Source organism: Nocardia glycosmidis, from assembly GCF_052545115.1.
Genome location: NZ_JBQWRH010000002.1, coordinates 257,887 through 283,537, shown reverse-complemented (window position 1 = coordinate 283,537; position 25,651 = coordinate 257,887). Strand labels below are relative to the sequence as shown.

At 68.3% G+C, this 25,651-nt stretch carries 25 protein-coding genes; 14 read left to right on the top strand and 11 right to left on the bottom strand.

The annotated features are described in order from the left end of the window. Positions 1-10: 10 nt before the first annotated feature. The 6 genes from ACT86A_RS03785 to ACT86A_RS03760 form a co-directional block, all read right to left on the bottom strand. A complete protein-coding gene (locus ACT86A_RS03785) occupies positions 11-2,362 on the bottom strand; it encodes an AAA family ATPase (protein WP_445090559.1) in 2,352 nt (783 codons plus the stop codon). A 148-nt stretch (positions 2,363-2,510) separates the two neighbouring features. Beyond that, a complete protein-coding gene (locus ACT86A_RS03780; RefSeq protein WP_445090558.1) occupies positions 2,511-2,924 on the bottom strand; it encodes a hypothetical protein in 414 nt (137 codons plus the stop codon). 73 nt (positions 2,925-2,997) lie between these two features. Next, positions 2,998-3,351, bottom strand: coding sequence for a UBP-type zinc finger domain-containing protein (locus ACT86A_RS03775; RefSeq protein WP_445090557.1), 354 nt, complete (start codon positions 3,349-3,351; stop codon positions 2,998-3,000). Then, the gene (locus ACT86A_RS03770) at positions 3,348-4,844 is read right to left on the bottom strand and encodes an ATP-binding protein (RefSeq protein ID WP_445090556.1); all 1,497 of its coding nucleotides are present in this window, start codon (positions 4,842-4,844) and stop codon (positions 3,348-3,350) included. Before ACT86A_RS03770 ends, ACT86A_RS03775 begins: the two co-directional genes overlap by 4 nt. Positions 4,845-4,858: 14 nt before the next feature. Next, positions 4,859-6,526, bottom strand: a complete 1,668-nt coding sequence (locus ACT86A_RS03765) for an NAD(P)/FAD-dependent oxidoreductase (RefSeq protein ID WP_445090555.1) — start codon at positions 6,524-6,526, stop codon at positions 4,859-4,861. A gap of 52 nt (positions 6,527-6,578) precedes the next feature. Further along, entirely contained in the window at positions 6,579-6,788 is a 210-nt protein-coding gene (locus tag ACT86A_RS03760) for a hypothetical protein (RefSeq protein WP_445090554.1), read from the bottom strand. Positions 6,789-6,993: 205 nt separating this feature from the next. Between ACT86A_RS03760 and ACT86A_RS03755 the strand changes: the two genes are divergently transcribed. Further along, positions 6,994-7,449, top strand: coding sequence for an SRPBCC family protein (locus tag ACT86A_RS03755; RefSeq protein WP_445090553.1), 456 nt, complete (start codon positions 6,994-6,996; stop codon positions 7,447-7,449). Positions 7,450-7,518: 69 nt separating this feature from the next. Here ACT86A_RS03755 and ACT86A_RS03750 read toward each other — a convergent pair whose 3' ends face one another. Next, entirely contained in the window at positions 7,519-8,547 is a 1,029-nt protein-coding gene (locus tag ACT86A_RS03750; protein ID WP_445090552.1) for a beta-ketoacyl-ACP synthase III, read from the bottom strand. A gap of 216 nt (positions 8,548-8,763) precedes the next feature. Here ACT86A_RS03750 and ACT86A_RS03745 point away from each other — a divergent pair, with 216 nt between their 5' ends. The 6 genes from ACT86A_RS03745 (at position 8,764) to ACT86A_RS03720 (ending at position 13,774) form a co-directional block, all read left to right on the top strand. After that, the gene (locus ACT86A_RS03745; protein WP_445090551.1) at positions 8,764-9,030 is read left to right on the top strand and encodes a GlsB/YeaQ/YmgE family stress response membrane protein; all 267 of its coding nucleotides are present in this window, start codon (positions 8,764-8,766) and stop codon (positions 9,028-9,030) included. Between the two features lie 102 nt (positions 9,031-9,132). After that, positions 9,133-9,861 carry a phosphatidylserine decarboxylase gene (locus ACT86A_RS03740; protein WP_445090550.1) on the top strand — a complete coding sequence of 243 codons (729 nt, stop codon included), beginning with the start codon at positions 9,133-9,135 and terminating at the stop codon, positions 9,859-9,861. After that, entirely contained in the window at positions 9,861-10,772 is a 912-nt protein-coding gene (locus tag ACT86A_RS03735) for a CDP-alcohol phosphatidyltransferase family protein (protein ID WP_445090549.1), read from the top strand. Before ACT86A_RS03740 ends, ACT86A_RS03735 begins: the two co-directional genes overlap by 1 nt. Before the next feature lie 98 nt (positions 10,773-10,870). Further along, positions 10,871-11,785: an RNA polymerase sigma-70 factor gene (locus tag ACT86A_RS03730; protein WP_445090548.1), complete on the top strand. Its 915-nt coding sequence runs from the start codon at positions 10,871-10,873 to the stop codon at positions 11,783-11,785. Positions 11,786-11,904: 119 nt separating this feature from the next. Continuing rightward, the gene (locus ACT86A_RS03725; RefSeq protein ID WP_445090547.1) at positions 11,905-12,993 is read left to right on the top strand and encodes an NAD(P)/FAD-dependent oxidoreductase; all 1,089 of its coding nucleotides are present in this window, start codon (positions 11,905-11,907) and stop codon (positions 12,991-12,993) included. Positions 12,994-13,048: 55 nt separating this feature from the next. After that, positions 13,049-13,774: a Clp protease N-terminal domain-containing protein gene (locus ACT86A_RS03720; RefSeq protein ID WP_445090546.1), complete on the top strand. Its 726-nt coding sequence runs from the start codon at positions 13,049-13,051 to the stop codon at positions 13,772-13,774. Positions 13,775-14,013: 239 nt separating this feature from the next. Here ACT86A_RS03720 and ACT86A_RS03715 read toward each other — a convergent pair whose 3' ends face one another. Both ACT86A_RS03715 and ACT86A_RS03710 read right to left on the bottom strand, forming a co-directional pair. Continuing rightward, the gene (locus tag ACT86A_RS03715; protein WP_445090545.1) at positions 14,014-14,688 is read right to left on the bottom strand and encodes a suppressor of fused domain protein; all 675 of its coding nucleotides are present in this window, start codon (positions 14,686-14,688) and stop codon (positions 14,014-14,016) included. Positions 14,689-14,772: 84 nt separating this feature from the next. Further along, positions 14,773-16,860: an NAD(+) synthase gene (locus ACT86A_RS03710; RefSeq protein ID WP_445090544.1), complete on the bottom strand. Its 2,088-nt coding sequence runs from the start codon at positions 16,858-16,860 to the stop codon at positions 14,773-14,775. A 156-nt stretch (positions 16,861-17,016) separates the two neighbouring features. Between ACT86A_RS03710 and ACT86A_RS03705 the strand changes: the two genes are divergently transcribed. From ACT86A_RS03705 to ACT86A_RS03695, 3 genes are all read left to right on the top strand, one after another. Then, the gene (locus ACT86A_RS03705; protein WP_355071706.1) at positions 17,017-17,310 is read left to right on the top strand and encodes a hypothetical protein; all 294 of its coding nucleotides are present in this window, start codon (positions 17,017-17,019) and stop codon (positions 17,308-17,310) included. Positions 17,311-17,607: 297 nt separating this feature from the next. Further along, on the top strand, positions 17,608-19,233 hold the full coding sequence (gene groL / locus ACT86A_RS03700; RefSeq protein ID WP_445090543.1) for a chaperonin GroEL: 1,626 nt from the start codon (positions 17,608-17,610) through the stop codon (positions 19,231-19,233). A 775-nt stretch (positions 19,234-20,008) separates the two neighbouring features. Beyond that, positions 20,009-20,461 (top strand): MarR family winged helix-turn-helix transcriptional regulator, encoded by a 453-nt coding sequence (locus tag ACT86A_RS03695; protein WP_445090542.1) that lies wholly within the window; start codon positions 20,009-20,011, stop codon positions 20,459-20,461. 60 nt (positions 20,462-20,521) lie between these two features. Here ACT86A_RS03695 and ACT86A_RS03690 read toward each other — a convergent pair whose 3' ends face one another. Next, a complete protein-coding gene (locus ACT86A_RS03690) occupies positions 20,522-21,703 on the bottom strand; it encodes an MFS transporter (RefSeq protein WP_445090541.1) in 1,182 nt (393 codons plus the stop codon). A 52-nt stretch (positions 21,704-21,755) separates the two neighbouring features. Between ACT86A_RS03690 and ACT86A_RS03685 the strand changes: the two genes are divergently transcribed. After that, positions 21,756-22,070 (top strand): ArsR/SmtB family transcription factor, encoded by a 315-nt coding sequence (locus ACT86A_RS03685; RefSeq protein WP_445090540.1) that lies wholly within the window; start codon positions 21,756-21,758, stop codon positions 22,068-22,070. A gap of 1 nt (position 22,071) precedes the next feature. Here the strand turns inward: ACT86A_RS03685 and ACT86A_RS03680 are convergent, their stop codons facing one another. After that, positions 22,072-22,761 (bottom strand): ZIP family metal transporter, encoded by a 690-nt coding sequence (locus ACT86A_RS03680; RefSeq protein WP_445090539.1) that lies wholly within the window; start codon positions 22,759-22,761, stop codon positions 22,072-22,074. 115 nt (positions 22,762-22,876) lie between these two features. Here ACT86A_RS03680 and ACT86A_RS03675 point away from each other — a divergent pair, with 115 nt between their 5' ends. The 3 genes from ACT86A_RS03675 (at position 22,877) to ACT86A_RS03665 (ending at position 25,539) form a co-directional block, all read left to right on the top strand. Beyond that, positions 22,877-23,701, top strand: coding sequence for an HAD-IIA family hydrolase (locus ACT86A_RS03675; protein ID WP_445090538.1), 825 nt, complete (start codon positions 22,877-22,879; stop codon positions 23,699-23,701). Between the two features lie 335 nt (positions 23,702-24,036). After that, positions 24,037-24,642, top strand: a complete 606-nt coding sequence (locus ACT86A_RS03670) for a TetR/AcrR family transcriptional regulator (protein WP_445090537.1) — start codon at positions 24,037-24,039, stop codon at positions 24,640-24,642. A 39-nt stretch (positions 24,643-24,681) separates the two neighbouring features. Next, entirely contained in the window at positions 24,682-25,539 is an 858-nt protein-coding gene (locus ACT86A_RS03665) for an alpha/beta hydrolase family protein (protein WP_445090536.1), read from the top strand. Positions 25,540-25,651 lie beyond the last annotated feature (112 nt).

The window sequence follows — 25,651 nt, the reverse complement described above, 5'->3', positions numbered from 1 at the left end:
GTCAGATCGGTCAGAGGTAGCGGCCCTCGCCGGCCGGAGCTTGCCCACGGTCGCGCGCGTAGCGACGCAGCGCGTCGATCTGCACCGGGTCCAGTGAGGGCCGCACCACCGCGGTAGCGGCCACCACATCGGCTGAGGTAACGTCGGCCGCCGCCAGATCCCGGCGCATCGCCCCCAGCGCGGCCTCGCGCAGGACCGCGGCACAGTCGGCCGCGGAGTATCCGTCCAAGCCGCGCGCGAGAGCGTCGAGATCGACGTCGTCCGCCAACGGCACCGCTCGGCTCGCGGTGCGCAGGATCTCTCGTCGAGCCGCGGCGTCCGGCGGCGGGACGAAGACCAGCCGTTCCAACCTGCCCGGTCGTAGCAGCGCCGGGTCGATCAGTTCCGGCCGGTTGGTCGCGCCGAGCACCACCACGTCACGCAATGGCTCCACACCGTCGAGTTCGGTGAGCAGCGCCGCGACCACTCGGTCTCCGACACCCGCGTCGGCATTGTGCCCGCGGCGGGCGGCAAGCGCGTCCACCTCGTCCAGGAAGATCAGCGACGGGGCGGAATCTCGCGCGCGCTGGAACAATTCGCGCACCGCGCGCTCGGACGAGCCGACCCATCGGTCCAGCAATTCGGCGCCCTTGACCGCGTGCACACTGAGTTGCCCGCTGCCGGCCAGAGCACGCACCAGAAAGGTCTTGCCGCAGCCGGGCGGGCCATAGAGCAGTACGCCGCGGGGTGGATCGATGCCGAGCCGAGCGAACGAATCCGGGTGCCGCAGCGGCCACAGCACTGCCTCGGTCAGCGCCTGCTTGGTTTCCGCCATGTCGCCGACGTCATCGAGACTAAGGCTGCCGATCGCGAGCTCCTCCATGCCCGACCGCGACAGCGGCCGGATCACCTCGAGCGCGCCGACCAGGTCCGACTGGGTGAGCTGCGGTTCGCCCTGCTCCCGCGCCCGCGACGCCGCACGCAGCGCCGCCTCTCGGCACAGCGCCGCTAGATCGGAGCCCACGAATCCTGGAGTTCGCGCGGCGATCTCGTCGAGTTTCAGGTCCGCGGTCGGCACCCGGCGCAGTAGCTGCTCCAGCAGTGCCCGGCGCACGGCGGCGGTGGGCGCGGGCAGGGCGAGTTCGCGATCGCACAGCTCAGGGGCCCGCAGCCGCTGGTCGATCCCGGCCGGATGTGCCGTGGTCGCCAGGAGTGCGATGCCCGGTTCGGCGATGGCCGCGCGCAGCTGGTCGAGGATGAGCGTGGCGACCGGCTCGGGATCCGCGGGCAGCAAGGCGTCGATATCGGTGACGAGCAGGATGCCGCCTTGGCCGGAGCCGATGTCGGCGACCGCCTGGGCGACCTCGCGCAGCCGCGCACCGCTCTCGGCCGCGCCGATGGTGGGACCATCCAGCTCCACGACACGCCGCCGCGCCGCGACCGCACGGGCCAGTGTCGCCTTGCCCACGCCGGCCGGGCCGGTGATCAGCACGCCGAGATGTGGTTTCGCGCCGAGCGTGCGCAGCAGTTCGGGCTCGTCCAGCGCGAGGGTGAGCCATTCGCCCAGTTTGGCGGCCTGGCCGCGGATGCCGGGCAGCTCCTCGATCGAGATGCGCGGGGTGCGATCCCTGGTCGCCGCGGTCCGTCCCGCCGCCGCGCCACTCGTGCCCGCGGCCGTGCCGAACGCGGCGGCCTCGGTGGCGCCGCGGGAGGCCTCACCCACCGGGATAGGGGTTCCGGCCGAGGCCAGATCGGCGGCGTCCCGCGCGGCGACCGCTCCGGCGCCCCAGACCACCGCGGTGTTCGGCTGCACGCTCACCGGGCCGCGCGGATCGGTAATGGTGACGGTGAGCAGCTCGGTAGTCCACGCGATGCCGAAGGTGCGCGAAAGCGCCTGGGTGGCCGCGGTGGAGTCGATGTCGGGGCCGAGGTCACGGGGCAGCAGCGAGACCGCGTCGCCGACCGTGACCACTTTGCCGAGCAGTGCCTGACGCAGCGTCGCGGCCGCAATCGTGCGGGTAGCGTGAACCGAGCCGCTCACCGAGATCTGTTTCGCGCCGTAGACGGTTGCGGCGGAGACCACCACCGTCGCGTTCTCGCGCAGGCCGGCGTTGGAGAGCGTGACATCGTCGAGCAAAGCTATTCCCGCGGGCGTGCCCGGCCGCGCGACACCGACCACCGCTGCCGTACGCCGCGACCCCACCAGCGTGATCCCGTCCCATTCCCGCAGTCCCAGCGCGGTCAGGGCCTCCGGATGCAACCGGACCAGCCCGCGCCGGGCATCGGCGGCGGAGGGATTCAGCCGGGCGGTGAGAGCCAGTTCTGCCACTGTGCCATTCTGCCGCGCGCCCCCACCGTCGGTCACTAGGTCGTGCTCGGGCATATGCGCGCGGGTCCGAACCGCGTGCGGTCGGTAACCAAGGGCGGGCGGCAAACGTCGCTGCTCACCCGGGGCCGGCCGCGCACGGACAAGGTGCGGGCGCCACCTTCCGGCGGTGTGCGGCCTACCGCCGGGGAGATTTTTCGATTATTTACTTCTTGACGATTCCGGCGGCGACCGCCACCGCGGTGTCGCCTACGCTCGGCGACAGGCAAACCAGCTTGGCGGTGCCGAGTGCGACGTTCGGGCTGCCCTCGAACCGGCCCCCGGGGTTCTCCGCCAGGATCTGCTCGATCAGCGCTTTCTCGCCGTCGGTATCCAGCTTCTTGAACTCGCCGCAGGTAGTGCTCGACGCGGGCCCGAGCGCGGCGGCGCCTTCCTTTTTCGTGGTGACCGGTGCGCCGATGCCGGTGTTCGGCGTCGCGAGGGGAGCGGTCGGCGTGGTGGTGCTCGACGCGCCCTTGCGCAGTCCGTTCGCGTCGCTGGACTCGTCCGCTCCGCCGCAGCCCGCCAGCAAGAAACCCACCGTCCCGATGGCCAGGACGATCGCGGAAGTTCGCTTCATACCGTGCTTTCCCGGGTAAGTCGATCTGCCGGAGCCTCCGGCATGCTCGGTGCAGAGTACCGGCTCGAGCGAGTCAGTGGATGTGTGCCTGCCAGTCCGCGGGGACCCGCGCGTGCGGACCCGGCACGCCTTGATCGGCCGGATGGCTGCGCGGCGGGGCCAATTGCGGCCCACCGCCGTACATTTCCTGGGTCTCGAAGTTGTAGTACCAGTCCTCACCCGGCTCGAAACTCTGGATGAACGGGTGGCCGGTCTGCTTCGCGTGCTCGGTGGCATGCTGCGCGGGGGAGGTGTCGCAGCAGCCGACGTGGCCGCATTGCGCGCAGCGGCGCAGATGGACCCACCAACCAGAGTTCTGTTCGCATTCCACGCACCCCGGACCGCTGGGCGGCACCGCGGGATCTATGCCCTCGACCTGCTCGGTCATGTCTGCCCTTCCGCGTTGGATTCGGTGTCGATCTGGTTGCTTTCAGGACGGTGCAGCGGCAGCCAGACGCTGAACGTGGTGTCGCCGGGCTCGGAGTCCACCCGGATATCGCCGTTGTGCTTGTTCACCACGATCCGGAACGAGATGTCCAGCCCGAGTCCGGTGCCGACGCCCATGGGCTTGGTGGTGAAGAACGGTTCGAAGATCCGGTTGCCCGCCTCGGGCGGGATGCCGGGCCCCGTGTCGCCGATCTCCACGACCACGCATTCGTTTTCCCGCCTGGTGCGAATGCTCAACGTGCCGTCGCCGTCCATCGCGTACACGGCGTTGTCGATCAGGTTGGTCCACACCTGGTTCAGTTCGGCGGCGTAGCAGGGCACCGGCGGCAGGGCCCGGTCGTACTGTTTCACCACGCGCACACCGTCGCCGATCTTGCGGCTGAGCATCACCAACGTGCTGTCCAGCAGTTCGTGGATGTCGACCACCTGGAACGGCGCGCGGTCCATCTGCGAGTACTGCTTGGCGGCGTCCACCAGCGAGGAGATGCGGGTTGTCGAGTCGGTGATCTCGTTCAGCATCAGCTCGGTCTCGATGGTGTAGTTCAGCCAGCGGATGGCGCCTTCGAACACCTTCTCCGGCGCGTCTTCCAGGGTGGCCGACACGCGCTCCAGCCAATCGGTATCGAAACCCGCCTGGACGAAATTCGGCGCCAGATTCCAGCCGTCGCCGATTCCGTGGTCTTGCAGCCATTCGCCGAGGGTGTCCTCCCGGTCGGCGGCCTCCATCGGGGTGAGCTCGGGAGCCTTCGCGACTTGGGCGGCCGCCTCCTCTTGCAGCCGAACCAGCGGGCCCAGTGTCGCTGGATCGAACTTGCCGTCGGTGATCATCGCGAGTTTGTGCCGCATGCCCGCGACTCGCTCGCGCAGGCCCGCGGTGGCGCGTACCGCGGCGGCGGCCGGGTTGTTCAGCTCATGGGTGAGACCCGCCGACAGCGAACCGAGGGCGAGCAGCCGCTCGCGCTCGCCGATGCGCGCGTTGATGTTGCGGCCGCCGAAGAACACGCCCTCCAGCAGGTGCACCGCCATCGGGAACCACTCGTGCATCATCCGGGCGAAAACGTCCGCGTCCAGCACGTAGAACCGGGACGGCTTGGTCGCGTACATCGAGCTTTCGTACGTCTGCTCGACCTTGTCGCCGATATACGACATCCAGGCGCCCGCGTAGGACCCGCGGTGCTCGGTGCGGACCAATTCGATCTCCGCGCCGCCGGACAGCTTGGTGAGCACCAGTTCGCCATCCATCAACACGTAGAAGCAGGTGGCCGCAGCGCCTTCGCGGAACACCGGCCCCGGTTCGATGGTCTCGATCCGGCCGTCGGCGCACAGCCACTCCAGCTGCTCGTCGGTCAGCTTCTCGAACAGGAACAGGGCGCGTAGTTCGGCCGGATCGCACACCTTCTCGCCGCGGCGATCCGGGGTCTGTTCCGAAGTCATTGCCGGCCTCCTGATCACGCCAGATAGCGGTGTACGAGCATGACGGCCATCGCGCCCTCGCCGACCGCGGACGCGACGCGCTTGGCCGACTCGGCGTGCACGTCGCCCGCGACGAACACACCGGGCACGTTGGTTTCCAGATGGTGTGGTGGGCGGGGCAGTTCCCAGCCCGAGGGACGCGCGCCGTCGACGAGCAGGTCCGGTCCCGCGAGCACGTAACCTGCCTTGTCGCGGGTGACCACGCTGTCGAGCCAGTCGGTTTGCGGCGCGGCGCCGATGAACAGGAACAGTCGCTCCGCGTCGGCCTTCTCTTCCGCCCCGGTCCTGTTGTCGCGCAGGACGATCTGGCGCAGATGCTCGTCGCCTGCGGCGGCGACGACTTCGGTGCGAGTGTGCACCTCGATATTCGGGATCTGCGCGATCTGCTGGATCAGGTAGTGCGACATGGATCGCTCCAGCGAATCCGCCCGGACCACCAAGTGCACGGTGCGGGCGTTGCGGGACAGGAATACCGCTGCCTGCCCCGCGGAGTTCGCGCCGCCCACGATGTAGACCTCATGATCGGCGCACTCGGACGCTTCGGTCATGGCCGAGCCGTAGTACACCCCGCGCCCGGTGAAGTCGTCGACGCCCGGTGCCGGGTGGCGGCGGTAGTCGACGCCGGTCGCGATGATCACGGTGTGCGCGCACAGACTGCCGCCGTCGGCGAACCGCACGGTGCGTGCGGACCCGTTCACCTCCAGCCCGACCACCTCCCGTGTGGTGATCACTTCGGCGCCGAACTTCGCGGCCTGCCGCCGCGCCCGGTCGGCCAGCTGTGCGCCGGACAGACCGTCCGGGAAGCCGAGGTAGTTCTCGATGCGCGAACTCTGTCCGGCCTGTCCGCCGGTCGCGGTCCGCTCCACCAGCACCGTGCGCAGACCCTCGGACGCACCGTAGACGGCCGCGCCCAATCCGGCGGGGCCGCCGCCGACCACGATCAAGTCATAGAACTCGCCGGTCGGATTCACCGTGAGGCCCACGTGCTCGGCCAGTTCGCCGTCGGAGGGCTGCACCAGGGCCGCCCCCGCTGAGGTGATCACCACGGGGCAGCTTTCCGGGGCAGCCCCTGCCGCCGCCAGCAGCCGCGCGCCCTCCGGCTCGTCGGCCGGGTACCACCGATAGGGCAGCTGGTTGCGGGCCAGGAATTCACGCAGCTGCGACGAACGCGGTGACCAGCGGTTGCCGATCACCTTGGTCTCGGTGACCGGTCGGTGCTCGCTGCTGCGCCACGTGTCCAGCAGGCCGTCCACGACCGGGTAGAGCTTCTCCTCCGGCGGGTCCCATGGCTTGAGCAGGTAATGATCCAAGTCGATGACGTTGATAGCGTCGATCGCCGCATTGGTGTCGGCGTAGGCGGTCAGCAGTACGCGGCGCGCATAGGGGTGCAGGTCCATCGCCCGCTCCAGGAATTCGATGCCATCCATTCCCGGCATCCGGTAGTCGGCGATCAATACCGCGACCGGTTGACCGCGCAGCTTCATCTCGCGTAGCGCGTCGAGTGCCTGAGCACCCGATTCCGCGCGCAGAATCCGGTAATCGGCGCCGTAGCGGCGGCGCAGATCGCGCACGACCGCCCGGGAAACTCCCGGATCGTCGTCGACGCTCAGAATGGCCGGTTTCGTAGCCGCGGGGGAGATCACCTGACGAGTATGGATCCTCTCGGTGGCGGATGCAGTGGTGTTCGCCGAGAGCTCAGAGTCGGTGGTGCAGGGCGAGATCGAGTTCGGTGGGAGTCAGCAGTCGTTCCAGCCGTTCTTCCTGGGTGGCCGCGCGGGCGCCCCGTGGTGACACCGCGCTGTCCGGCGTGTCCGGAGATTTCTTGTGCCCGTTCCGGGGTTCGCTAGCGGGCAGCTGCGGAACCCGGTCCGCGGGTCGACGATGCAGCAGCAAGCGCAGTTTCACGGCCGATCACCTCACGTTGGAACGCCGAAAGTTGGAGGCAGTATCTGATGCTTCATCTATCTGTTATTCTCCGCCGGTCATTACAGCGCCCGCCGCAAATGGCGCAAACGTGACGCAACCGTCTCCCCAGCTAAGATGTGCAGGGAGCTTCCAAACGCGCTCGGACGATCTCGGTCGGTCTGTCGCATGTATCCCGGAGGCAGCATTGCCGAACAATCTGGAAGTCACCATCGACATCTCCGCACCGCCGGAGCAGGTGTGGGCGGTGGTGTCCGATCTGAAGCGGATGCCGGAGTTCAGCCCGCAGTGCGTGCGCATGGTGCCGCTCGGATCGCCCAAGGCAGGCACCTGGACGGTCAACTTCAATCACGACGGTAAGAAGTACTGGCCGACCACCGCCCGCATCGTGCGGTATGAGCCGAACCAGGCATTCGCCTTCCGGATCAACGAGAACCGCAGCGTCTGGAGCTACACGCTCGAGCCGACGGAGACCGGAACCAGGCTGATCGAACGCCGGGACGTGCCGAACGGCACCAGTTGGATATCCCGCAAGGCCATCGACGCGGCGCTCGGTGGCGAGCTCCCCTTCGAGCAGGCGCTGCTGCGCGGCATGAACGAGACCCTCGCCAAGATCAAGATCGCGGTCGAGCGGCATGGGTGAGCGCACCGGCCCGGTGGTGTGCGGCCAGGTCGGCTGAGCACACCTCGGCCGACCTCGCCGAAGCGAGCGCTACTTCCAGTTGGGCAGAGTCACGACCTGAGCCGCGTACGACAGCCCCGCGCCGAACGCGATGAGCAGCGCCGTGTCGCCCGGCTTCGACTCGCCCTTGCGCAGCAGCGACTCCATGGCCAGCGGGATCGACGCGGCGGAGGTGTTGCCCGTCTCCTCGATGTCGTTGGCGAGCGCGCAGTGCTCGGGCAGTTTCAGCACCCGGGCCATGATCTCGATGATCCGGCCGTTGGCCTGGTGCGGGATCATCGCGTCCAGATCGTCGGGGGACAGGCCGGCGCGGTCGATCGCGTCGCGACACACCTTCTCCAACGAGTGCGCCGCCCAGCGGAACACCGCGGTGCCCTCCATGGCCATGTACGGCCGCACTGCGTCCAGGCCCTTCTCATCGATCTCGTGGAAGTACTCCATCCAGTCCTTGTCCTGCCGGATGGCGTGGTGCTGGGTGCCGTCCGAGCCCCACACCGTGGGACCGATACCGGGCTCGTCGGACGGGCCGACGATGACCGCTCCCGCACCGTCGGCGAAAAGGAACGCGGTGGAGCGATCGGCTGGGTTGACCGTGTTGGTAAGTTTCTCCACGCCGATCACCAGGACGTGCCCGGCGGTCCCGGCCCGGACCAAGTCCGACGCGAGCGCGAGCGAGTGGCAGAAGCCCGCGCAGCCGGCCGAGACGTCGAAGGCGGCGGCGCCGTTCATGCCGAGTTCGGTGGCGATGCGCGGGGCAGCGGCCGGCGTGAGGAGCAGGTGCGTCGAGGTGGCAACGATCACACAGTCGACTTGCTCGACCGCGATGCCCGCGGATTCGATCGCGCCGCGCGCGGCGGCGACGCTCATGCTCTGAATCGTTTCCGATTCGTCGGCGAACCGCCGGGTCTTGATCCCCGACCTGGTCCGGATCCACTCGTCGCTCGAGTTGATCAGAACCGCCACTTCGTCGTTGGTGACCACTCGAGCAGGGCGGTAAACGCCGAGCCCGAGGATCGCCGTGTGCGCTGCGCCGGTGGTCTGGGCGATACGAGCAGCCATCTGCGTCTCCTATGTACCTGCGGCGGCGCCGCCGGGTTTCCCCGAAGCATCGAAATCGGTTCCTCATCAGCCACTGTCCATGGGTGCAGACGTGAGGCTTCCTCATATTAGCCCGAGGGCTGCTCCGCTAGCGCGCGTATTCGGACAATCACCGGGTATCTCATCGATGCGCGCTTGCTGTTGACGGCGTGACCCAACTACTGATGCGAGGACACCATGCTCGGTCTCGGAATCATCGGATGGATCATCATCGGCGGTCTGGCCGGATGGATCGCCAGCAAGTTCATGAAGACGGACGCCCAGCAGGGCATCCTGCTCAATATCGTCGTCGGGGTGATCGGCGGACTGCTCGGTGGGTTCCTGCTGAAGTTGCTCGGGGTCGATGTCGCGGGCGGCGGGCTCTGGTTCAGCTTCTTCACCTGCCTGGGCGGTGCGGTCATCCTCTTGTTCTTGGTGCGGGCGGTGACCGGGCTCAGGTCCTGACCCCGCGTGTTACCGGCTCCTTTCCCGTAAGGTGTGAACGCTTGCGCCGGTCCTATTGTGGAAGGGCGCAATCCGCCTGCACCGAGCACGAAAGAGGAGCCTGTGGCCCGCCGTCCCACCCCGCCCGGCACGCCTGAGCGCACCGGAGTCGGCCACCTCGTCGACCTGGTCCGTCATGCGATTCCCCCGCTGCATCCCGCCGGGCTCCCGTTCGTGGCCGCCCCGCTGGCGGTCGCGGTCCTGGGCGGCAAGCACAAGTGGGTGCGCCGGACGGGGCTGGCCGCCGCGGCGGCTTGCGCGACGTTTTTCCGTCATCCGCACCGGGTGCCGCCGAACCGGCCCGGCGTCGTGGTCGCCCCGGCCGACGGTGAGATCGCCCTGGTCGATACCGCCCCTGCGCCCGCCGAACTGGGTCTCGGCGATCAACTGCTCCCCCGGGTCAGCATCTTCTTGTCCGTGCTGGATGTGCACGTGCAGCGCACGCCGGTCTCCGGCGTGGTGCGTACCGTGCTGCACCAGCCCGGGCAGTTTCGTTCGGCCGACCTGCCCGAGGCCAGTTCGGTGAACGAGCGCAACAGCATGGTGCTGGAAACGCCGGAAGGCGGCCAGGTCGTCGTCGTGCAGATCGCCGGCCTGCTCGCCCGCCGGATCGTCTGCGACGCTCAGGTCGGCGACGTGCTCACGATCGGCGACACCTACGGCCTGATCCGTTTCGGTTCGCGGGTCGACACGTACTTTCCCCCGGGCACCCAACTGCTCGTGCAGCCCGGCCAGCGCACCATCGGCGGCGAGACCGTGCTCGCTGCGCTCGGCTCCACCGCTGGCGCGTGATGGAAGCCGCGGTACCCATTCAGCGGCGGCGGCGGACCATCCGGCTGCTGCCGAGCATCGTCACGATCCTGGCGCTGTGCGCCGGATTGTCGGCGGTGAAGTTCGGCCTCGACGGCAAGCTCGGCATCGCGCTGGCCATGATCGGCGCGGCGGCGGTGCTGGACACCCTCGACGGCAGGCTGGCCAGGATGCTGGACGCCACCACCAAGATGGGCGCCGAGCTGGATTCCCTGTCGGACGCCATCTCCTTCGGTGTCGCGCCCGCACTTGTGCTCTACGTGACCCTGCTCAGCAGCAATAGTGTGGGCTGGATCGTCGCGTTGCTGTTCGCGGTCAGCATCGTGCTGCGGCTGGCCCGGTTCAACACCCTGATGGACGACGACACCCGGCCGGACTGGTCGCGCGATTACTTCGTCGGCGTGCCCGCTCCGGCGGGTGCGCTCATCGCGATGGTACCGGTGGCGCTGTTCGTGCAGTTCGGCCACGGTTGGTGGGTGGGCTTCTACGCGGTCGCCGCGTGGACGGTGTGCGCGGCGGCGCTGTGCGTCAGCACGATTCCGACGCTGGCCATGAAGTCGGTGTCGGTGGCGCCGCAGGCGGCGGCGGGGCTGCTGGTGCTGGTCGCGCTAGCCGCGGCCGCGCTGGTCACCTACCCGATCGTGCTGCTGCTGGTGCTGGTCGTGCTGTACCTGGCCCACATTCCGTTCGCCTGGCATTCCCAGCGCTGGGTGGCCGCGCGACCGGAAACCTGGCAGCACAAGCCCGCGGAGCGCCGCGCGCAGCGGCGTGCGGACCGACGCCTGCCCGTGATCCGTCGCCCGGCGATCCGCGACTCGTCCGCCCGCCTGCGCCTGCGCCGCCCAGGCGGCAAGCAGCGCCAGAACGGCCAACCACCACCGAGCACCGACTAACGGCGGGTGCTAATCGGTTTCGTGGGCACCTGGGTAACTGGCCTACCCGCGATCTCGCGAGACCGACTGGTATGGCTTGACTATGCGGAGAGGCGGGGATGACCTTGGAGCCGTCCGGATTGCGGGAGTTCGAGCAACATCGACCGCGGCTGTTCGCGCTCGCCTATCGGCTACTCGGCTCGGCGACCGAAGCCGAGGACGCGGTGCAGGAGACCTATCTGCGCTGGGACGGCGCCGACCGCAGCAGTATCCGCTGCGCCGAGGCGTGGTTGACCACCGCGCTGGTGAATCTCTGCCGTAACTGGTTGGTTTCGGCGCGGGCCAGGCGGGAGAGGTACGTCGGGCCGTGGCTGCCGGAGCCGGTGCCGACCGCGAGCGGCGAGCTCGGCCCGCTGGAGAGCATCGAGCAGCGCGAACTGGTCTCGCTCGCGCTGCTGACCGCGCTGGAGCGGCTGACCCCGGTGGAGCGCGCCGTCTTCGTGCTGCGCGAGGCATTCGGCTATGCGCATCGCGAGATCGCCGACATGCTCGAGGTCACCGAGGCGAATTCCCAGCAGATCTTCCGGCGGGCGGGCCAACGTGTCCGAGCAGGCCGGGCCCGCTTCGGTATTCCGCCCGAGCACGCCCGTGCGCTGATCCAGCGATTCCTGACGGCGGCGCGCGACGGCGACCTCGAGTCGCTGGAGCGGATGCTCGCCGCCGACGTGACCGCGTTCGCCGACGGTGGCGGCAAGGTCACGGCGGCGCGCCGCCCGGTGCGGGGCGCGAAACAGGTGGCGCGGTACCTGGCGGGCCTGTGGCGCCGGGAGGTGCCGGGAATGCGGTTGCTCATCGAAGAGGTCAACGGCGCGCCCGCCGTGGTCGTGCGGGTGGACGGAGCGCCGTTGCTCGTGGTGGGCGTCGATGTGGCGGACGGGTCGATCACCGCGTTGCGGTTGATCGTCAATCCGGACAAGCTGGCCTATTTCGCCGGGACGGACGGCGTGGTGGGCACGGTTCCGGGCCGCCGGTAGCGCTCACTGTGACGCCTTCACGGCAGCGTCAACTGTGACGCCCTTCACGGCGTCGGTCTGTCAGGAACCGGGGGGCTATCCGGTCTGAAGGGTGATGGCCGATCGAAAGGAGCCACATCATGACCGGACAGCATCGAATCGTCGTTCTCGGGGCCGGGTACGCAGGACTGGCGGCGGCCCGCAGGCTGGCGCGCACGGCACGGGACGCCCGGATCACCGTGGTGGACGCCCACACGGCGTTCGTCGAGCGGATACGGCTGCACCAACAGGCTTCCGGGCAGCGCATTTCCGGGTGGGATCTGCGGAAACTGCTGGAACGCAAGGGAATCGGCTTCGTGAACGCTCGGGCGACCGACATCGATACGGCCGCGAAACGGGTGATTCTCGACGCGGGCGGGGCTCTCGACTACGACACCCTGGTCTATGCCCTCGGCAGTAGCGCCGACGTGCAGAGCGTGCCCGGCGTGGCCGAACACGCCTATTCGGTCGCGACACAGGAGGATGTGTCCGCTCTGCCGATGCGGGACGGACTGGTGGCGGTCGTCGGCGCCGGTTCGACCGGCATCGAATTGGCGGCGGAACTGGCCGAATCGCATCCGGGCGCGCGCGTGCTGCTGCTCGGGCTGGAGGATCCGGGCGCCTGGCTGTCGGTGCGCGCGCAGGCGCACATCAGGCGGACACTGGAGCGTCTCGGGGTGGAGATTCGGTCCGGCGCCAAGGTGCTCGAGGTGACGCCGCAGGGCCCTCGGTTGGCCGACGGTTCGCTGGTCGAGGCTGCGGCGACGGTGTGGACCACGGGGTTTCGCGTGCCCGACCTCGCCGCCCGCGCTGGTCTGGCGGTGGATTCCGACGGCCGGGTGCTGACCGACGCTACCCTGCGTTCGGTGTCGCACCCGGATATCTTCGCGGCGGGAGACGCCGCCCTCGTCGCGGGGCCGGGCGGGCGTGAGCTGCGCATGGCATGCGCTACGGCGCTGCCCACCGGTAAGCACGCGGCTGATGCGGTGCTCGCTCGGATGCACGGCCGCCAGTCGCAAGAGTTCCGGTTCCGGTATGTGCTCCAGTGCCTGAGCCTGGGGCGCAGGGACGGGGTGGTTCAGGTCGTGCGGGCCGACGACGCACCGGCCCGGACGGTGCTGACCGGGCGTACCGCGGCGTGGGTGAAGGAGCGCATCGTGCGCGTCGCGGCGGCGTCGGCGCGGCCCTGATTCGTATCGTCAACCAACCGTTGACGAATGTGCATCGTCAACTTATGGTTGACGTATGACTTCATCACTTCGCCTCGACGACCTGATCGAGGGCATCAAGAAAGCCCGTCCCGACAACGTGCTCGAGCAGCTGTCCGACGCCGTTGTCGTGGCGAATCACCTCGACGAGGTGGCCGATCATCTGATCGGCCACTTCGTGGACCAGGCCCGTCGCTCGGGCGCGTCCTGGACCGACATCGGCGCCAGCATGGGGGTCAGCAAGCAGGCCGCGCAGAAGCGGTTCGTGCCCAAGGCGCCCGACCCGGCCGCGGCCGCGGCCATGGACCCGAACGCGGGCTTCGCCCGGTTCACCCCCCGGGCGCGCCAGGTGGTGGTGGCCGCGCAAGAAGTCGCCCGCGGCGCCGGAAACTCGGAAATCGCTGTCGGTCACCTGGTGCTCGGGCTGCTCACCGAATCGGAGGGGCTTGGGGTGCAGGCGCTGGTCGCGAATGGTGTTGCGCTGGAAGCGCTTTCCGCCGCCGCCGCCGCGTCGCTGCCGCCGAGCGAAGGTGAGGTCCCCGCGCTGATTCCCTTCAGCGCGGAAGCCAAAAAGGTCCTCGAGCTGACTTTTCGTGAGGCGCTTCGGCTGGGGCACAACTACATCGGCACCGAGCACATCCTGCTGGCACTGCTCGAACAAGAGAACGGTTCCGGACTGCTCAGCGATCTCGGCATGGACAAGGCGCGCACCGAGGCGCAACTGGCCGAGCTGCTCGCATCGTTCACGTCCGGTAAGTCCTGAGCCGGCAATGGGCGGCGGGAAGCTCCGCGCGGCAACCATGCTCACCGTGTCCGTACTGGTGATCGGCGCGGCGCGACGGTCAGCTTTCGGTCATCGAATGCGCAACGTCGTCAACGGGTTCCGTGGTGCGAATATCGCACGGTCGCGCCGTCGCCGGGCGCTGCGCACCCGAAGAGCGGGGATACCCGCGCCGCGGCAACGCGCTTCGGTCCCACGCCACCCGATGCGCGCGGCCTGAACTACCCCCGCCCGGCCAGCCCGCCGCCCCACCGCGGCCAGCGGGCCTGTGGTTTCGGCTCGGAGACCAGCGGGTCGCGATGAATGTCGGTGACGTACAGGGGAAGCTGGGGCGCCAGCTGGGCGAGCAGTTCGAGGGCGCGTCCGCCGTGCGCCGCACGGTATTCCGGCATGGTGAGGCCGACCATCTGCAGGAACCGGACCCGGCCGTGCGGGCTCTCGATGGCGGCCAGTTCCGGGTCGATCACGAAGCAGACGGCATGACTGGTGCAGGCGGCGTCGCCGGCCGCGATCGGCCCGTTCGCCTTGATGGTGTGACCCGGCTCGAACCACTTGCCGGACTGGAAGACATAGCGCGCCAGGTTCTGCATGAAGTTCGTCGGCCACGCGGGCGGCTCGGTCTCCTCGGGCCTGCGCACCAGCCGGAAGGTGAACTCGAAGCCCCAGCCGGATTCCGCCGGGTTGTCCCACTCCTTCTCGTACAACTCGGTCAGGCCGTAGCCGATGTAATGCCAGTGCGGTACCGGATCGGTGCGGGAGTACGCGCTGATCCCGTCGAGCGGATCGGGTCCGCCGAGGGACCAGGGGTGGTCGGGGGCCCAGTGAAAGGGTTCGATATCGCCGTACAGCGGCCGCAACGCCCCGTCGATGGCATCCCAGCCGGGTTTCTCACTCACCCCGTCACCATAGGCAGCCGTCGCTGGGCCGCACGCGGGGCGTCGGCGGCTGTGTTCGGCTGGAAGTCCGGTCAGGAGTCGCGGTCAGGAGTCCGGTACGTTGCGGGCGAGCTCGTCCAGCCAGGCGGCCGCCGCGGCGTCGCTCGGTGCGCGCCAATCGCCGCGTGGCGAGAGCGATCCGCCGGAGCCGACCTTCGGCGCGTTCGGCAGCGTAGAACGCTTGAACTGGCTGGTCTGCACGAAACGGCGCAGGAACTCGGCCAGCCAATGCTTGATTGTCGCGAGGTCGTAGGCATGACGCTGGTCGGTGGGTACGAGGTCGGGCCAGCGCCCGTCCGTGGGATCGGACCACGCGTGCCGCGCCAGGTAGGCGATGCGGCTGGGCCGGTAGCCGAATCGCAGCAGGTAGTACAGATGAAAGTCCTGCAACTCGTACGGACCGACCGTGGCCTCCGAACTCTGGCTGGGCGCCGAGGAATCCGCGTGCGGAATCAGCTCGGGCGAGATCTCGGTGCGCAGAATCGACGACAGCACCTCGCCCGCGGCCGGTCCGAACTGCTCGGTGTCCACCGCCCAGGCGATCAGGTATTTGATCAGCGTCTTGGGCACCGACGCGTTGACACTGTAATGCGCCATGTGGTCCCCGACCCCGAACGTGCACCAGCCGAGCGCGAGCTCGCTCAGGTCGCCGGTGCCGACCACCAGCGCCGCGTGCTGATTGGCCAGCCGGAACAGGTGCGAGGTCCGCTCGCCCGCCTGCACGTTCTCGTAGGTGATGTCGTAGCGGGGCGCGCCGTCGGCGGCCGGGTGGTCGAGGTCGCGCAGCATCTGGGTGGCCGAAGGGCGGATGTCGATCTCGCGCGCCGTGACGCCGAGTGCCGCCATCAGGCGGTGCGCGTCGGTCCGGGTTCTGGTGCTGGTCGCGAATCCGGGCATGGTGTAAGCCAGCACGTTCTCTCGCGGCAGGCCGAGCCGGTCCATCGTCTTGGCCGCCACGATCAGTGCCTGGGTGGAGTCCAATCCGCCGGATACCCCGATCACCACGTGCTCGAGGCCGGTCGCGCGCAGCCGGGTGCTCAGACCCTCGACCTGGATGTGGTGCACCTCGGCGCAGCGCTCGTTGCGCACGGCGGGATCGGCGGGGACGTACGGGAAGCGCTCGATGTCCCGGCGCAACGCGACGGGTCCTTCGGGGATCGGCAACCGCACTTCGACGCGTCGCATCGCGACCAGCCGGTCGCGGTGGTCGTGCACATTGTCGGCGAAGCTGGTGGTGCGCAACCGATCCGCGGCGAGGCGGCGCAGATCCAGATCGGCGGTGACCAGCTGGGGATGATCGCAGAACCGCTCGCCCTCGCCGAGCAGGTCGCCGTTCTCACAGATCAGCGCCTGCCCGTCCCAGGCGAGATCGGTGGTCGACTCGCCGTGCCCGGCCGCGGAATACAGATACGCCGCGAGGTAGCGGGCCGAATGCGAGGTGCACAGCGAGCGCCGGTAGTCGGCCTTGCCGATCACGATATTGCTCGCCGACAGGTTGACCAGAACCGTCGCCCCGGCCAGTGCGGCAAACCCGCTGGGCGGCAGGGGAACCCACCCGTCCTCGCAGATTTCCAGGTGAAAGGTGAAATCCTCCAGGTTGCTCGCGCGGAACAGCAGATCGGACCCGAACGGCGCGCGGTGCCCCGCGATCGTGACCTGGTCTTCCAGCGACTCCCGCGCTGCCGCGAACTGGCGCTTCTCGTAGTACTCGCGGTAGTTCGGCAGGTAGCTCTTCGGCGCCACGCCGAGCACCACACCACGGCAGATCGCGACCGCGCAGTTGAACAGCCTGCCCTGCGCCCGCACCGGGGCCCCGACGACGAGCACCGTGTCGAGGTCCGTGCTCGCCGCGACGACCCGCTCGAGCGCCGCCTGGACCGCGACGTCCAGTGCGTCCTGGTGGAACAGGTCGTCGGCGGTATAGGAGGACAAACCCAGCTCGGGAAACACGGTCAGCACCGCACCGGCCGCCGCGGCCTGTCCGGCCAGCTCGACGGTCTGCTCGACGTTGTAGGCCGGATCGGCCACCCTGATCCGGGGCACGGCCACCGCCACCCGGGCGAACCCGTGCCGGTACAGCGAATCGAACGGGAGCTCGGCCACCGCATACCCCTTCGGGATCAGCCTGATCATGGTCCATCCGGAATCTACGCCCCGAGGGACGCCCAGGTGCGGTGTCGGGTTCCGGCTATCCCAGCGGCAGTGTTTCGACCTGGTCTTTGCTGGGCAGACGGGTGAAGCGTGATCGCCCGGCCCGAGACGTGAACCGGCGACGGCTAAGCTATAGCAATGGCGGATGAAACGGATTCCGACCTAATAGCAGGGGAACGGCGCGCAGACTTGCTGCGCGCGCTTTCTTATGTGTCGACCGAGTCGCAACCCGACGGCAGCTACGTGGTGAACGGCGACCTGCCGCCGGACGTGGCGCCACCGTTCATTCGCGCGATCATGCGGGTCGAGGCGGAGCTGCTGCTGCACGACGCCGAACTCGTCACCGTCGAAGACGGCGAGCCCCGCACGCCGGAGGAACGCCGCACCGATGCCTTCGTCGCCTTGGTCTTGCGCGTCGACGACCGCCCGTAGGCGGTACCTCCGCCTTCGCTGCGGCCATGCGCGGGCTGAAGACGGACTACGTCCGACAGCGCCCACTGGTTCCGGCGCGGCGGCGCCGGATGACCTTGCACTCGGCACCCCTGAGTGCTAAAAAGGCTCTTGGCACTCTCGACCTGTGAGTGCCAGGTCGGGACGGTGAGACCGGGTTCCATCGACACCCTCGGTCGTCCGTCGCGGGCACCGAACCTGGCCAGCGCAACTTGGGGCGATCCAACCTGCGGTCGCTCTGTGTGTCAGCCCCATATACATGTGGAGGATCTCAACGCAATGGCCAAGACAATTGCGTACGACGAAGAGGCCCGCCGGGGTCTCGAGCGGGGTCTGAACAGCCTCGCCGACGCGGTCAAGGTGACGCTGGGCCCCAAGGGTCGCAACGTTGTCCTGGAGAAGAAGTGGGGCGCCCCCACGATCACCAACGATGGTGTGTCCATCGCCAAGGAGATCGAGCTGGAGGACCCGTACGAGAAGATCGGCGCCGAGCTGGTCAAGGAAGTCGCCAAGAAGACCGACGACGTCGCGGGCGACGGCACCACCACCGCCACCGTGCTCGCCCAGGCGCTGGTGCGCGAGGGCCTGCGTAACGTCGCGGCCGGCGCGAACCCGCTGGGTCTGAAGCGCGGCATCGAGAAGGCCGTCGAGGCCGTCACCGCCAAGCTGCTCGACACCGCCAAGGAGGTCGAGACCAAGGAGCAGATCGCCGCCACCGCCGGTATCTCGGCCGGCGACGCGTCCATCGGTGAGCTGATCGCCGAGGCCATGGACAAGGTCGGCAAGGAAGGCGTCATCACCGTCGAGGAGAGCAACACCTTCGGTCTCCAGCTGGAGCTCACCGAGGGCATGCGCTTCGACAAGGGCTACATCTCGGGCTACTTCGTCACCGACCCGGAGCGTCAGGAAGCGGTCCTGGAGGACCCGTACATCCTGCTGGTCGGCTCGAAGGTCTCCACGGTGAAGGACCTGCTGCCGCTGCTGGAGAAGGTCATCCAGGCCGGCAAGCCGCTGCTGATCATCGCCGAGGACGTCGAGGGCGAGGCCCTGTCCACCCTGGTGGTCAACAAGATCCGCGGCACCTTCAAGTCGGTCGCGGTCAAGGCGCCCGGCTTCGGTGATCGCCGCAAGGCCCAGCTGGCCGACATCGCCATCCTGACCGGTGGCGAGGTCATCAGCGAAGAGGTCGGCCTGTCGCTGGAGGCCGCGGGCGTGGAGCTGCTCGGTCAGGCGCGCAAGGTCGTCGTCACCAAGGATGAGACCACCATCGTCGAGGGCGCGGGCGACCCGGAGGGCATCAAGGGCCGGGTTCAGCAGATCCGCACCGAGATCGAGAACTCCGACTCGGACTACGACCGCGAGAAGCTGCAGGAGCGCCTGGCCAAGCTGGCCGGCGGTGTCGCGGTGATCAAGGCGGGCGCGGCCACCGAGGTCGAGCTCAAGGAGCGCAAGCACCGCATCGAGGACGCCGTTCGCAACGCGAAGGCCGCCGTCGAGGAGGGCATCGTCGCCGGTGGTGGCGTCGCCCTGCTGCAGTCGGCGCCGGCGCTGGACGAGCTGAAGCTCAGCGGTGACGAGGCCACCGGCGCGAACATCGTGAAGGTCGCGCTGTCGGCTCCGCTGAAGCAAATCGCGTTCAACGCGGGCCTCGAGCCCGGCGTCGTCGCGGAGAAGGTCTCGAACCTGCCCGCCGGCCACGGCCTGAACGCGGACTCGGGCGAGTACGAGGACCTGCTGGCCGCCGGCGTCGCCGACCCGGTCAAGGTCACCCGCTCGGCCCTGCAGAACGCGGCCTCCATCGCGGCCCTGTTCCTGACCACCGAGGCCGTTGTCGCCGACAAGCCGGAGAAGGCCGCCGCTCCCGCCGGCGACCCGACCGGTGGCATGGGCGGCATGGACTTCTGAGTCCGGCCACCTGGCAACACCGTTCGATCCGGAAGCCGGTCCGCCTTCGGGTGGGCCGGCTTCCGGCGTTGGATGACGGCCCACCGCAATTCATCGCTTGATCCGATGGTCTGCAAGGCAAGCGGCAGCTTGTGCCCCGCTACGGCAGCAAGGTGAATGCACCTACGTGCGCAGGGCGTACCACGCTGAAGTGTTCGCGGTCCAGGGTGGCCACTCGATCGGCACCGAATCGTTCGGCGATTGCCGCCACGGACGCGTCGACCGTGCCCAATGGAAGATCCGCGTACTGGCGAACCAACTCGGCGATCCGGCTTGGTTAGCGAAACGAGTTCGAAAAACGCCCTGCTGGACCCGGTCGAGGAAGGTGGCTTCGATATCGGGACGCGTTTCCAGCAGCTAGCAGACCTCGATCATCACAGATGCGGGAAGTAGCCGTGTGCCGCGAAGGGTGGCGAAGAACTCGGCACATTCTCTGTGTCGGTTGTCGCTTCGGTCCATCAGCGCGACAAGAGGGCCGGTATCGAGAACTGTTGTCACTCCCATTCGGAACGCCGTTGACGGAGACGCTCGCGGATGTAATCGTCGTGGCGTTGCGCCGTATCGGTCCTGCCCGACTCCCAGATACCGGTCAACGATACGAGGGCATCGGGCACGTCGTCGTCTGTTTCGTCAATGGCGGCCGTCGTGTTCACTTTCAAGTACGAGCACGAATTTAGATTAGAGTTCTAATGATCGTCAATACTCTATTGTGGAGACGTGCGGATACGATGCGCTCATGACGTCCATGCCCGCCTCCGAACGCATCGGCTCGTATCTCAAGCGCGCCGAGCAGTCCCTGAACGCGGCCAAGAACGCCGCGTTGAAGCCGGTGGGCATCACCGTCGCGCAGTACGCCGCGCTGCTGCTCCTCGCCGAGAATCCCGGCATCTCGGCCGCCGCTCTGGCGCGGTTGTGTGGAGTTACGCCGCCGACTATGAACACCGTCCTGAGCAATCTGCGCGATCGTGGGCTCATCGCGCGCAGTCCGCACGCGTGGCACAAGAACGTGCTGGAGACGACGTTGACCGACGAGGGCGCGGCGGTCATGCGCGACGCGGACGTCCGCGCCATCCACGTCGAACGCGCCTTGGCCGAGGAGTTCAGCGAGGACGAGCGGGCGACCCTGCTCGCCCTGCTGGTTCGTTGCGCCGACCGGCTGGACACCATCCGCCCCGAGCCGACCGGTTGACCGCGCCCCGGCGCCGCGCACACGAGCGAGTAACCGTGGCGAGCGGCGGCGGGCGTTCGTTCAGGCTGCCGCGACGGTGGTCGGCGACTCGCTGCGAGAGCGTCTCTTCGGTACGGCCAGCGCCAGCGCGAGTGCTGCGATGAGCGCTGAGGTCCAGGGCAACCATCCGCTGCCCGAGGTGTCCAGCACCGCCGCGCCGACGAGTGACCCGATGCCGGCGCCGAGGTAGATGGCCGAGCCGTTCAGGCCGACGGCGACGGTCGGCGCGTCGTGGGCGATGCCGAACAGCCGGTGTTGTTGCGGTATCAGGATCATCGCGCCGAAGAGTCCGGTCACGGCCAAGACGGCGAACACCGCCCACGCCGTGTGTACGACGGCGCCGAGCAGTGCCAGGCCCGCCAGAGCGCCGATGAGTCCCACGATCAGCGTGCGTCGAGAACCGTAGCGGTCGACGGCACGGCCGGCTTGGGCGTTGCCGATCACCTGGCCGATGCCCATGGTCAGCATCAGCCAGGCGAGCATGCCCTGCGGCACTGCGGCCGCGACGACCACCGGCAGGTAGACGATGGTGGTGTAGACGGCGGTGATCTGCGCTGTCGTCACGATCAGCACTCGCAGCACCGGCGGTCGGACCAGCACGCCGATCCGCTCGCGAAGTCCCGTGCTCGGCAAGGTCACTCGGGGTAGCAGCAATATCAGCGCCGCAGCGACCGCCCCGCCGAGCGCGATCCCCCACAGCACACCGCGCCACCCAATCCAGCGTTCCGCGAAGACGCCGATCGGCACGCCCGCGACGCTGGACAGGGTGATGCCCGCGGTCACGATCGACAGCGCCCGCCCGCGGTGCGCGTCGTCGGCGAGTACGCCGGCGACCGCGAAGGCGTTGGCCTGGAAGGCCGCCGCCCCGATGGCCGCCACGACGCGAGCCACGGCCACGACAGCGTAGCTCTCACCGGCGGCCTGCCCGATCATGCCGATTACGAAAAGCATTGCGCCGCCGCCCAATAGCCAGCGCCGGTCCCACGATCCGGTGGCCGCGGCGATCAACGGCGATGCGATGGCGTAGGTCCAGGCGAACATGGTGGTCAGCTGCCCGGCGGTGGATACCGAGACGTGCAGGTCGGCGGCGATGAGGGGTAGTAGCCCGCTGAGCACGAACCCGTCGGTGCCGAGCACGAAGGTGCCGACAGCGAGCGGGAGGAGCGAGCGATACAAATCGTTCGATGATTGTCGAAGCCTCATAGCGTGAGCCTGCGGTATACTTTGATTGTTGTCAAACGATTGGAGAATCGAGATGCGCCAGCTGCCGCAGCCGAGTACCGCCGACATCGATCTGGTCCGGGTGCTCAGCGCGCTAGCCGACCCGGTTCGGCTGGAACTGGTGCGCGCGCTCGCGGGCGGGCGAGAACCGTTGAGCTGCAACGTCAAAGAGTTCGACGTGGATATCACCGCCGCGACCGCCTCGCACCACTGGAAGGTGCTGCGCGACGCCGGTGTGACCACGACGTTCGCTTCCGGCCGCAACCGCTTGATCGAGCTGCGCCGCTCGGACCTGGATCAGCGCTTCCCTGGGCTCCTGGACGCGGTCGTCGCGGGTGCCGGGCGCTGACTCAGCCGCCGAGGACGAAAGCGACGAGAAAACCGGCCGCCGTGGCCATTCCGATCCACCAGCCGCCTTCGCGGTAGGCCTCGGGCAACAGCGAGTCGGCGAGCACCGCGATCGTCGCGCCGCCCGCGAACGCTTGCACGGCGCTGATGTGCGTGGCGGAAAGCTTGTCCGACAATAGGTTTCCCAGCACCGTGACCAGCACGAGCGCCACTGCGGTCGCCACCCAGAGCCACAACGTGCGGCGCTGTGCGACGTCGTGCTGATCCCGCATCAGCGCGGCCCCGCTGATCGCCTCGGGGACGTTGCCGACCACCACCGCCACCAGCAGGACCAGGCCGCCGCCCGTGGTCAGCGAGACACCCAGCGCGGTGTTCTCCGGAATGCCGTCGAGCAACGTGCCGAGCAGCAGGGCCCAGCCGAGTGCGCGCGGCCCCAGCTTGTTCTCGATGAGATGGCTGGCGACCACGTACACGGCCGCGCCGGTGCACAGCGCCACCCCGGCGATCACACCGCCCGCCTGGTGGAATGCGGGCTCGAACAGTTCCGCAGACGCCGCCGCGATCAAGGTGCCCGCGCCGAAGGCCATCAGCGAGGCGAGCGCCGCTTTCGGTAGCTGCCAGCGCAATCCGGCGGCGGCGCCGAGGACCAGCGGCACGGCCGTCCCCAGTCCGTAGAGCAGCGCGGTGAGCATGCTTCACCCTAAGTCAGGGTGGCTGTGCGCCGCCGCCGACGATTCGGCGGCGGGATCGGGTGCCGGCCCGGAGCCGCACAAGGGTACTCGAGCGTCGTTGTCGTACGCTGAAGCCATGTCCGACCGCGGCCGGATCCGAGGCGTGCTGTACGACATCGACGGTGTCCTGGTGACCTCCTGGCAGGAGATCGAGGGCGCCGCGGCCGCGGTGCGCCGGATCCGCGAGCGCGGACTGCGTCGCGCGTTCCTCACCAACACCACCTCGCGTACCTGTGCCGAGATCGCGGAACGCCTGTGCGACACCGGAATCGAGGTCGATTCCGCCGAGATCGTCACGGCTGCACGACTCACCGCCGAGTTCGTCTGCCGCCGTTACCCCGGTGCCACCATCTGGGTACTCAACCACGGTGACATCGCAGCGGATCTCACGGGCGTGGCGCTCGACAGCGACCAGCCGGACGTGGTGGTAATCGGCGGAGCCGGACCGGAATTCACGCATGCGGCGCTGAGCCGGGTGGTGGAACTGATGCTGGACGGCGTGCCCGTCGTCGCCATGCACAGCGGGCTCACCTGGGCGACGGCCGAGGGACTGCGCATCGATGCGGGCGCGTACCTGCCCGGCTTGGCAGCCGCGGGCAACGCGCGAATCGAGGTGGTCGGAAAACCCGCCGCGCCCGGCTTCCGTACCTGCGCGCAATTGATGGGTCTCGATCCGGCGGAAGTGTTGATGGTCGGCGATGATCTGTACGCGGATGTGCTTGCGGCGCAAGATGTGGGGTTGACCGGCGTGCTGGTACGCACCGGCAAATTCCGGCCCGCAGTGTTGGCGTCGGCCGAATGTTCACCCGAACATGTTATCGATTCCGTTGCCGCGCTACCCGATTTACTGGACGATCTTCGCGCAGCGGGCGAATCACCCGCAACCGGCGAATCGGTGTGATTTAAAAATTCTACGTTTTCCCTCTAAAACTGCCCCGCAAACGCGAGGCGCTAGGTATCGTCCCTGTCGGCAAATAGCCAGTGACAGGCAAGTCATACGGTCAGATCGGAGTTGCTGAATGGCTGATCCGCTAACGAGCGTGCGTCTGCGGAAACTACTATGGTCGCCGGATCTCTGGTCCGGCGACCATATAATGAGCTAGCCACTGTACCGCCAACTTTCGGCTAACGCACGTTTGGTCGAAGAGTTGTCCCGAAGGGCCCGATCGGTGACGATGCGATCGGGCCCTTTCTGTATTGTCTGGCCCAATGTCACAGGATGCGAATACGGGTCGAATGTATGCCGGGCAACCCGTGGAGGACCGGCAGCGTCAGCGGCGTGCGCGTTTTCTGGAGTCAGGCCTGACGGTCTTCGCGCGGGACGGCTACGCCAATAGTTCGGTCGGCGCCATCTGCAAGGACGCCGGACTCTCCTCGCGACAGTTCTACGAGGAGTTCACCGGTCGCGAGTCCCTGCTGCTAGAGCTCTACGAGCAGATCGATCGGGAGTCGCGGGACGCTGTGAAGACGGCGTTGGACGCGAAATCCGGTGCGAGCGCGCTGGATGTCATCGACGCCGCGGTGCGCGCCTATGTCGAATCCATCGGATCCGATCCGCGCAAAGCACGCGTCGCGCTCGTCGAGGTGGTCGGTGCGGGCCCGAAGGCGGAGAAGTTCCGCCTCGCGGTGCGCCGGGAGTGGGGCTCGTTGCTGGCCGACGCGGCCGAGGACGCGGCCCTGCACGGCGAGATCCCCACCGGCGACTACGAGATGCGCGTGCTCGCGATCATCGGCGCCGTCAACTACGTGGTGGATTCGTGGAGCGGTGCGCAACCGCGCCCGCCGCTGGACGACATCATCCGGGTGCTGAGCAACGTGATCGTCGGGGCGGTCGGCGCGTAGCGCCCGCCGCGGGCGCGACCGTAGCGGTAACGTGCGAACATGCAGACAGTTCCGATCCAGATGCCGGACGGCACCACCGTTCCGGTGCGGTTGATCCCGGCCGAGGGTACGCACCGGCACCCGGTCACGCCGGACGCGCCGCGCCCGGTCGTGGTGATCATGCCCGGCCTCGGTGTCCCGGCCGGGTACTACGAACTGTTCGCCGCGGGCCTGGCGGCCCGCGGGTTCGACGTGGCGGTCGGCGAGCTGCGCGGCAACGGCGACAGCAGGCCGAAGCCGAGTTCCGCCAGCACCTTCGGTTACCACGAGCTGGTCTCGGTCGACTTTCCGGCGATCTTCGAGGTGGTGCGGGACCGATTCCCGGACAGCACGCCGTACTTGCTCGGCCACAGCATGGGCGGTCAGCTCGGCGTCATGTACGCCGCGCGTATCCGGGGCAGGCTGGGCGGGCTGATCCTGGTCGCCTCCGGCACTCCGTATTACCGTCGCTACCGCGGGCTTTCGGGACCGGGCATGCTGGTCGGCACCGCGGCGGTCTCGCTGACGGCCAACCTGGCCGGTTTCTGGCCGGGCGATCGCATCTCGATGGGCTTCGGCCGCCAGTCCAAGGTGCTGATCTCGGACTGGGCCCGGTTGGCGCGCACCGGCCGGTTCGTCCCGGTCGGCGCGGATATCGATTACGAGGAGCGCATCGCCCGGCTGAAACTGCCGGTCCTGTCGATCACGATGACCGGTGACGAACTCACCCCGCCCGGCTCCGCGGAGCACCTACTGGACAAACTGCCGAACGCGGAGGTGACGCGCTGGCGGCAGCCGGAAGCGCTGGGCCACAACGGCTGGATCCAGCAGTACACCAGCACGGTCGACCAGATCGAGAAGTGGCTGCGCGACCGATAGCCAGGTGGATGCTATCCGCGGTGTTCGGTCGGCAGCCGTTCGATCAGCGTCGTTCGATCAGCGTCGTTCGATCAGCGTCGTTCGATCAGCGTCGTTCGATCAGCGTCGTTCG